This is a genomic window from Stenotrophomonas sp. P5_B8, from assembly GCF_054049855.1.
This window is the reverse complement of the sequence record NZ_JBFULO010000174.1, coordinates 1-7,723: the sequence shown is the minus strand read 5'-3', so window position 1 is coordinate 7,723 and position 7,723 is coordinate 1. Positions and strand designations below refer to the sequence as shown.

Below are 7,723 nucleotides of genomic sequence, written 5' to 3'. Positions count from 1 at the left end.
GGGGGCCGTGTCCTGAGCAGCCGACCAACGGTCGGCTCTACACGGTGGGGGCCGTGTCCTGAGCAGCCGACCAACGGTCGGCTCTACAACCGGGGCGGGCCATCTTCCAGCACCTGCCGCAGGAACGGCACGGTGATGCGCCGCTGCGCGGCCATGGATTCACGGTCCAGCCAGTCCAGCAGGCTTACCAGGCTGCCCAGCTCGCGGCCGGTGTGGGTCAACAGCCATTCGATCGCCGCTTCGTCGATCGCCAGTCCACGCCGCAGCGCGCGCTCGCGCAACACCGCCGCGCGGCCTTCGTCATCCAGCGGCTGCAGCTGCAGGCGCACGCACTGCTGCAGGCGCGAACGCAGGTCGGGCAGCACCAGGCCCAGCTGGTCCGGGCCGTGCTGGGCGGTATACAGCAGGGTAATGCCGGCGCTGCGCGCACGGTTGTGGAAATCGAACAGCGCCACCTCGTCCTCGCGCTGGCCGGCCACTGCATCCAGCCCATCCAGCGCGACCAGGTCGCGGCCTTCCAGCGACTCCAGCGCGGCGCGGGTACGCCCCACCACCGCCTTCAGCGGCAGGTAGGTCGGCTGCCGGCCAGCCTGTTCGGCGAGCGAACACATCGCCAGCGCCTGGTGGGTCTTGCCGGTGCCGGCCGCGCCTTCCAGGTACACCCAGTCGTGCGCGGCGCCCACCGCGATGGCACGCAGCTGCGCCAGCGCACCGTCGGGTGCGCCGATGAAGGTTTCCAGGCGCTCGTCCTGCGGATAGCGCAGGGCGAGCGGCAGCTGCGGGACGACACTCACTGCGGGTCAGGCGCCTTCGGTGAGGTCTCGACAATGATCGTCGGCTTGTCGATGTAGGAATCCAGCACGATCGCCGAGCGCTCGCCGGCGTACAGGTCACTCTGCCGGTAACGCTGGTGCGCGTAGCGCAGCAGCACGTTGCTGACCGCCGCCACCGGCAGTGCCAGCAGCATGCCGAGGAAACCGAACAGCTGGCCGCCGGCCATCACCGCGAAGATCACCGCCACCGGATGCAGGCCGATCTTGTCGCCGACGATGCGCGGGGTCAGCACGTAGCTTTCCAGCAGCTGGCCCACGGTGAACACGACACCGACCAGGATCAGCAGCTTGAGGTCGAAGCCCTGCGCCTGCACCAGCGCGGCGGCAATGGCCATCACGATGCCGGTGGTCGCGCCCAGGTACGGGATGAAGCTGATCAGGCCGGCCACCAGGCCGATCAACAGGCCCAGCTTCAGGCCCACCAACGACAGGCCGGCGGCGTACACCACGCCCAGCGCGATCATCACCAGGAACTGGCCACGGATGAACGCACCCAGCACTTCGTCCGATTCGCGGGCCAGCTTGGTGATGGTGCCGATGTGATTGCGCGGGATCATCGAGGCCACCCGTTCGACCAGCTTGTCCCAGTCACGCAGGAAGTAGAACGCCAGGATCGGCAGCAGCAGGATGTTGACCACCCAGGTCACCATCGTGAAGCCCGAACGCGAGACGTAGCCGAAGAACGTCTTGGCGAAGCCGCCCGCCTGCTGCCAATGGCTGCGCACCCACTCGATCAGGCGGTCCGGATCCATCCACTGCATGATCTCCAGGCCGGTCTTCTGCTCGAACCAGGGAATGCCGGTCTGCATCAGCCACTGCTGCGCCTGCGGAATGGCCGCCACCAGCGTGGCGATCTGGCGTTCGATCATCGGCACCAGGATCAGCAGCGCGGCGGTGATCATCAGGATCATCGCCACGAACACCAGCACCACGCCGGTATTGCGCGAACGACCGGTCGCCTCGATCCGGTCGACCAGCGGGTCGCCCAGCCAGGCCAGCGCCAGGGCGAGCACGAACGGGGTCAGGATCGGGCCCAACAACCAGATCACCCAACCGGCCGCCAGCGCCACCAGGACGTACTTGAGGCGGCGCAGGAACTGCGCGATCTCCGCTTCGGGGGTCAGGATCATCGCAGGCGGTACTCGTTGCTGGCCGGGGGCGGCGGGGTGCCGGGCGCTTCATTGGGATCGATCGGCACCGGCAGCGGGGCCAGCGGCACGATCACGCCGTTGTCGCCCAGCATGCGGTTCAGGCCGGCCAGGCCGGTGGTCATGTCCAGCGACAGCTCCAGGCGGTTGCCCGAGGCACGCAGCGGGGTGATGTTGCGCACCACCGGGTTCTCGCGCAGGCCCGCAGCCAGGCGCAGGTAATCCTCGGCGCTGTCCAGCCCGGTCACCGCGATGGTGTAGCTGCCAGCCGCACCCGTGGCGACACCGGCCTTGGCATACCGGCGCACCAGCGCATCGGCAGTGCCGTCAGCACCGCCGGCCATGGCCCGGCGGGCATCGCTGTCCTTGGTGGTCCACTTGTTCAGTTCCTTGCCACCGTCCACGAACACCCAGTCGGCCACCCAGCCGCCGTTGGCGCGGTACAGCTTGCCCACCAGCTGCATCGGCGGGGCGTAGCGCGAGGACGCGCGCGCCACCGCAGCGGTGTCCTGACGCCAGATCGCGCCGACCAGTGCCTGTTCGGCCGCGCTGCCGCCGGGCAGGCCCAGCTTGTAGCCACGCTCGACCGCACGGGCCAGCAGCGGGCGTGCCGCATTGGCCTGCTGCACGCTGACCAGACGCGGGCCGGAGCCGTCGTCGATGGCCAGCCAGACCACCGGCTTGGGCCGCGGCTGCGGCCACAACGGCAGGCCCAGCGCGGAGATCAGGCCGTCCACCTCATCCTCGCGGAACCGGGCCACCAGCATGGTGCGGAAACTGGGGGCACCGCTGGCCGAGGTGCTCTGGTCCTGGCGGTAGTCATAACTGGCCACGTAGTCCTTGGCCCCGCGCAGGGCCTGGGCCACACCCGGGCGCGCCATGACGCTGCGGTCGCCGGACAACTTGCCCAGCACCACGCCCAGCGCGCGCGACAGGGCGCCGTTGCGGTCGGCATCGGCCTGGCTGTTGACCGGTACTTCGGCCTCGTAAGCACCGCTGGCAGTGGCCACGTCGCCTTCGGTACGCAGCCCGCTCTGGGCCATCGTGGCCACCGGCAGGCATAGCGTGAGGAGCATCATCAAAAAGAGGCTGCGGCGCATCAGGACTTCCATTGAGCGTATCCGGGGGGAATTGTTGCCCGAATAGGGCCTGCGCGCCAACGTGGCCTGTTAAAATCGCGCTTTCACCCCAGCGCAGCGCCGACGCCCGTGACCAATTCCCCGTCCAATCCCTCTCCCCTGACCTACCGCGACGCCGGCGTCGACATCGACGCGGGCAACGAACTGGTCGAGCGCATCAAGCCGCTGGTCAAGCGCAGCTTCCGCCCTGAAGTGATGGGCGGGCTGGGTGGCTTCGGGGCCCTGTTCGACCTGTCCAACAAGTACCGCGAGCCGGTGCTGGTGTCGGGCACGGACGGCGTTGGCACGAAGCTGAAGCTGGCACAACAGCTGGGCCGCCACGACACGATCGGCATCGATCTGGTCGCCATGTGCGTGAACGACGTGCTGGTGCAGGGCGCCGAACCGCTGTTCTTCCTGGATTACTTCGCGACCGGCAAGCTGGACATCGACACCGCCGCAGCGGTCGTGGGCGGCATCGCCAACGGCTGCACCGAGGCCGGCTGCGCGCTGATCGGCGGCGAAACCGCTGAAATGCCGGACATGTACGCCCCCGGCGAGTATGACCTGGCCGGCTTCACCGTCGCCGGTGTCGAAAAGAGCGAGCTGAAAGACGGCGCCAGCGTGGCCGCCGGCGATGTGCTGATCGGCATCGCCTCCTCCGGCCCGCACTCCAACGGTTATTCGCTGGTGCGCCGCATCTACGACCGCGCCGGCCAGCCGGCCGACCTTGAGCTGGAGGGCGGGGTCAAGCTGGTCGATGCACTGATGGCCCCGACCCGCCTGTACGTCAAGCCGATCCTGGCGCTGCTGAAGAGCCACGGCGCGGCCATTCACGGCATGGCCCACATCACCGGCGGCGGCCTGACCGAGAACATCATCCGTGTGGTGCCTGAAGGCCTTGGCCTGAACATCCAGGCCGATGCCTGGACCCTGCCGCCGGTGTTCCAGTGGCTGCAGAAGGAAGGCGCCGTGGCGGACGCCGAGATGTGGCGCACCTTCAACTGCGGCATCGGCTTCGTGCTGATCGTGGCCGCCGACCAGGTCCAGGCCGTCTCCGCCGCCGTCTCCGCGCAGGGCCTGGATCACTGGACGATCGGTGAAGTCACCACCGCCAGCGGTGCCGAACGCGTGCGGATCGGCTGATCCACGTCGTGGCGCCCCGCCTGGAGGCCGACACGCCACCGACGCTGCCGGCCTCGCCGCCGGCCGTGCCGGCTGCGCGACTGTCGCACAACGACGTGTCGCAGCTGCGCACGCTGTCGATCCTGCATTACGTGCTGGCCGGCTTCGTGGCCTTTTTCTCGCTGTTTCCGCTGATCTACCTGTTCCTCGGCATCGCGCTGCTGAGCGGCTCGATGCCGCTCGATGGTGGTGCGTCGGGCGCGCTGGGTGCCGAAGCGGTCGGGGTGATGTTCGTGGTGATGTCGCTGTTCTTCATCCTCGCCGGCATGACGCTGGCCGGCCTCATGGTGTTCGCCGGGCGTTGCCTGATGCAGCGTCGCCGCCACACGCTGTGCATGGTGGTGGCCGGCCTGAGCTGTCTGTGCATGCCGCTGGGCACGGTGCTGGGGGTGTTCACCCTGATGGTGCTGTCACGCGCCCCGGTACGCGAAAGCTTCCTGGGCACTGCGACCCCGCTCGCACCGACGCCCTGATCCGCCGCCACCGCCCGCCATGACCCTCCCCCGCCGAATCGTCGCGCCCATGTCCATTGCCAAGAAGACCGCGTTCGCCGGGGTGCTGGCCGTGTTCGCCGCCACCTGGGTGCATCCACTGTGGCCGGCCGAACAGGCATTGCACGGCTCGCTCGCGGTGATCGGGCTGGCCGCGCTGTGGTGGGTGGATCGCCGCTGGCGGCTGGGCAATGGCGCCTTTATCGCGATCTGCGCCTTCATCGCCATCCACTGCGTGGCCGCGCGCTGGCTCTATTCCAATGTGCCCTACGACGCCTGGCTGCAGGCCGCGACCGGCTGGTCGCCGAACGTGGCGTTCGGCTGGCAGCGCAACCACTTCGACCGGCTGATCCACCTGCTCTACGGCCTGTGCTTCACCCCGGCGCTGGTACAGCTGGTCCGGCATGGCTGGCCGGCCCTGCGCATCGGCCAGGCCTTCACCCTGTCGGTGATGGCGATCATGTGTTCCAGCCTGGCCTACGAATGGCTGGAATGGGGCATCGCGCTGCTGTTGTCGCCCGAAGCAGCCGAGGCCTACAACGGCCAGCAGGGTGACATGTGGGATGCGCACGCGGACATGCTGCTGGCCACGCTGGGCAGCCTGCTGGTGTGGCCGTTGGCACGCCGGGAGGCGCGGTGATGCGTACGCGCAGCCGCATCGCGGTGCTGGCCTCTGGCCGTGGCAGCAACCTGCAGGCGATCCTCGCCGCGATCGGCGCCGGCCAGCTCGATGCCGAGGTGGTCGCGGTGCTGTCGGACAAGCCCGAGGCGCCTGCGTTGCAGCACGTGGCGGCCGAACAGCGCTGGGCACGCTCGCCCCGGGACTTCGCCGACCGCGACGCGTTCGATGCCGCGCTCGGCGATGCGCTGGCCGGCTTCGCGCCGGATTGGGTGGTCTGCGCCGGTTACATGCGCATCCTCGGCCGGCATTTCGTTGAACGCTTCGACGGTCGGCTGGTCAACATCCATCCCTCCCTGCTGCCGCTCTACAAGGGCCTGCATACGCATGCGCGCGCGCTGGAGGCCGGCGATGCCGAGCACGGCGCCAGCGTGCACTTCGTGGTGCCCGAGCTGGATGCCGGCACCGTACTGGCCCAGGCGCGGGTGCCGGTAGCGCCCGGCGACACCGCCGAAACCCTGGCCCAGCGCGTGCTGGCGGTGGAACATCCGCTGCTGATCGCCAGCCTGCAGTGGCTGGTGGCCGGCCGCGTGGCTGAACGTGAGGGGCAACTGCAGGTCGACGGTCACCCCCTGTTTAGGCCGCTGCGCCTAGATTGCGCCGGCAAGCTGAACGCGTGACCGGCACGCACACGCGCTGCTGATCCGTTCGCTGGCATCCTCTTCCCTCCCTTCTTTCCCTGCCCGCATGAAGACCTCCCCGTCCAAGCCCGTGCTGCTGCTTGCATCCCTGCTGTGCACCGTGGCCATCGCACAGGCGCAGGAGCCGCCGGCCCCGGCCGCGCCCCCGGCAATGCCTGCGATCAGCTGGGAGGCGCCCGCGCTGGAACCGTTCACCGCCACCTACCAGGCCCTGTACAAGGGCAAGGAAGCCGGTGACGCCACCATGCGCGTCACCCACACCGGCGGCGCGCAGTGGCGGGTGGACATGCAGGTGGTCGGCCGGCGCGGCTTTGCCAGCGTGCTCGGTTTGAACCTGGAACAGAGCACGGTCTTCGAAAAACAGGGCGACACCTACGTGCCCATCAGCCAGGCCACCGTGCGCAAAGGCCTGTTTCTGGGCAAGAAGGTCAGCGGCACCTACAACTGGCAGGCCGGCACCGCGCAGTGGCTGGGCGACCTGAAGAAGGAACGCACCCAGCCGATCCCGCTGCAACCCGGCGATCAAAGCGCGCTGCTGATCAACCTGGCGATCATGCGCGACGCCCGTCCGGGCGGGCAGATGCACTACCGCTACGTTGATGTCGGCCGCGTGCGCCAGCACGACTACCAGGCCGCCCCCGACACCGAGAACGTGCAGGTCGGCGAGCTCTCCTACAACGCGCTGCGGGTCCATCGGACCAACGGCGGCAATGACGAAACCATCCTCTGGATCGCCAACGGTGTTCCCACGCCGGTGCGCATCCTGCAACGCGAAGATGGCGAAGATCGGATTGATCTGCGCCTGATCGAATACCAAGGAGTCTGAGCATGAACCTGATGAACCGTCCGCTGACCTGGATCGCCGCTGGCGCCCTGGCCGTAGTCAGCCTGCCGGCCATGGCCCTGCAACCCTTCAAGGCCGACTACCAGGCCAGCTACATGGGCATGCAGGCCAATGGCACCATGACCCTGGCCAGCGAAGGCGCCAACAAGTGGCGCTACAGCCTCAACGTCAAGAACCAGCTGGCCGATCTCAGCCAGAGCACGGTGTTCGAGGAAGCCAACGGTCGCCTGCGCCCGCTGAGCAGCAAYGACCGCTCGGTGCTGCTGGTCAAGAAGCGCAATGTGGATGCCACCTACAACTGGTCCAGCAACCAGGCCACCTGGACCGGCGACGTCAAGCCGGACCGCCGTGGCCCGGTGGCGCTGAAGGCCGGTGACATGGACGCATTGCTGATCAATCTGGCGATCGCGCGCGACCTGGCCGCCGGCAAGCCGTTGAACTACCGCATGGTCGACGAAGGCCGGATCAAGCCGATGAGCTACAAGGTGGTCGGCAAGGAGAAGATCACCGTCGCGGGYAAGTCCTACGATGCCACCAAGGTCTCGCGTACCGATGGCAACAAGGAACTGATCGCCTGGATCGTGCCGGAGTTCCCGGTGCCGGCCCGCCTGCTGCAGCGGGAAAGCGGCAAGGATGCGCTGGACCTGACGATCAAGGGCATGAACTAGTAGAGCCGACCGTTGCTCGGCTGCAGGCCAATCACCGGCAAAGGTAGAGCCGACCGTTGGTCGGCTGCAGGCCAATCACCGGCAAAGGTAGAGCCGACCGTTGGTCGGCTGCAGGC

General features: G+C 68.2%; 9 protein-coding genes. 6 read left to right on the top strand and 3 right to left on the bottom strand.

The window, feature by feature from the left end; genetic code table 11:
* Positions 1–83: 83 nt before the first annotated feature.
* Genes hda through ACXJKH_RS11150 form a run of 3 tightly spaced genes read right to left on the bottom strand, consistent with a single transcriptional unit; the run spans position 84 to position 3,081 of the window.
* Positions 84–794 carry a DnaA regulatory inactivator Hda gene (hda, locus tag ACXJKH_RS11160; RefSeq protein ID WP_457319476.1) on the bottom strand — a complete coding sequence of 237 codons (711 nt, stop codon included), beginning with the start codon at positions 792–794 and terminating at the stop codon, positions 84–86.
* Positions 791–1,963: an AI-2E family transporter gene (locus ACXJKH_RS11155; protein WP_256775731.1), complete on the bottom strand. Its 1,173-nt coding sequence runs from the start codon at positions 1,961–1,963 to the stop codon at positions 791–793. The genes hda and ACXJKH_RS11155 overlap by 4 nt, the downstream gene beginning before the upstream one ends.
* Positions 1,960–3,081, bottom strand: coding sequence for a DUF2066 domain-containing protein (locus ACXJKH_RS11150; protein ID WP_457319475.1), 1,122 nt, complete (start codon positions 3,079–3,081; stop codon positions 1,960–1,962). The genes ACXJKH_RS11155 and ACXJKH_RS11150 overlap by 4 nt, the downstream gene beginning before the upstream one ends.
* Before the next feature lie 138 nt (positions 3,082–3,219).
* On the opposite strand from ACXJKH_RS11150, the gene purM reads away from it, so the two are divergent.
* From purM to ACXJKH_RS11120, 6 genes are all read left to right on the top strand, one after another.
* The gene (gene purM / locus ACXJKH_RS11145; RefSeq protein ID WP_256775758.1) at positions 3,220–4,245 is read left to right on the top strand and encodes a phosphoribosylformylglycinamidine cyclo-ligase; all 1,026 of its coding nucleotides are present in this window, start codon (positions 3,220–3,222) and stop codon (positions 4,243–4,245) included.
* A 44-nt stretch (positions 4,246–4,289) separates the two neighbouring features.
* Entirely contained in the window at positions 4,290–4,757 is a 468-nt protein-coding gene (locus ACXJKH_RS11140; protein WP_457319477.1) for a hypothetical protein, read from the top strand.
* A gap of 49 nt (positions 4,758–4,806) precedes the next feature.
* Positions 4,807–5,415 carry a DUF2238 domain-containing protein gene (locus ACXJKH_RS11135; RefSeq protein WP_457319474.1) on the top strand — a complete coding sequence of 203 codons (609 nt, stop codon included), beginning with the start codon at positions 4,807–4,809 and terminating at the stop codon, positions 5,413–5,415.
* Positions 5,415–6,074, top strand: a complete 660-nt coding sequence (gene purN, locus ACXJKH_RS11130; protein ID WP_457319473.1) for a phosphoribosylglycinamide formyltransferase — start codon at positions 5,415–5,417, stop codon at positions 6,072–6,074. Before ACXJKH_RS11135 ends, purN begins: the two co-directional genes overlap by 1 nt.
* 67 nt (positions 6,075–6,141) lie before the next feature.
* Entirely contained in the window at positions 6,142–6,921 is a 780-nt protein-coding gene (locus ACXJKH_RS11125; RefSeq protein ID WP_256775727.1) for a DUF3108 domain-containing protein, read from the top strand.
* Positions 6,922–6,923: 2 nt separating this feature from the next.
* Positions 6,924–7,607: a DUF3108 domain-containing protein gene (locus ACXJKH_RS11120; protein WP_256775726.1), complete on the top strand. Its 684-nt coding sequence runs from the start codon at positions 6,924–6,926 to the stop codon at positions 7,605–7,607.
* The last annotated feature ends 116 nt before the right edge of the window (positions 7,608–7,723 follow it).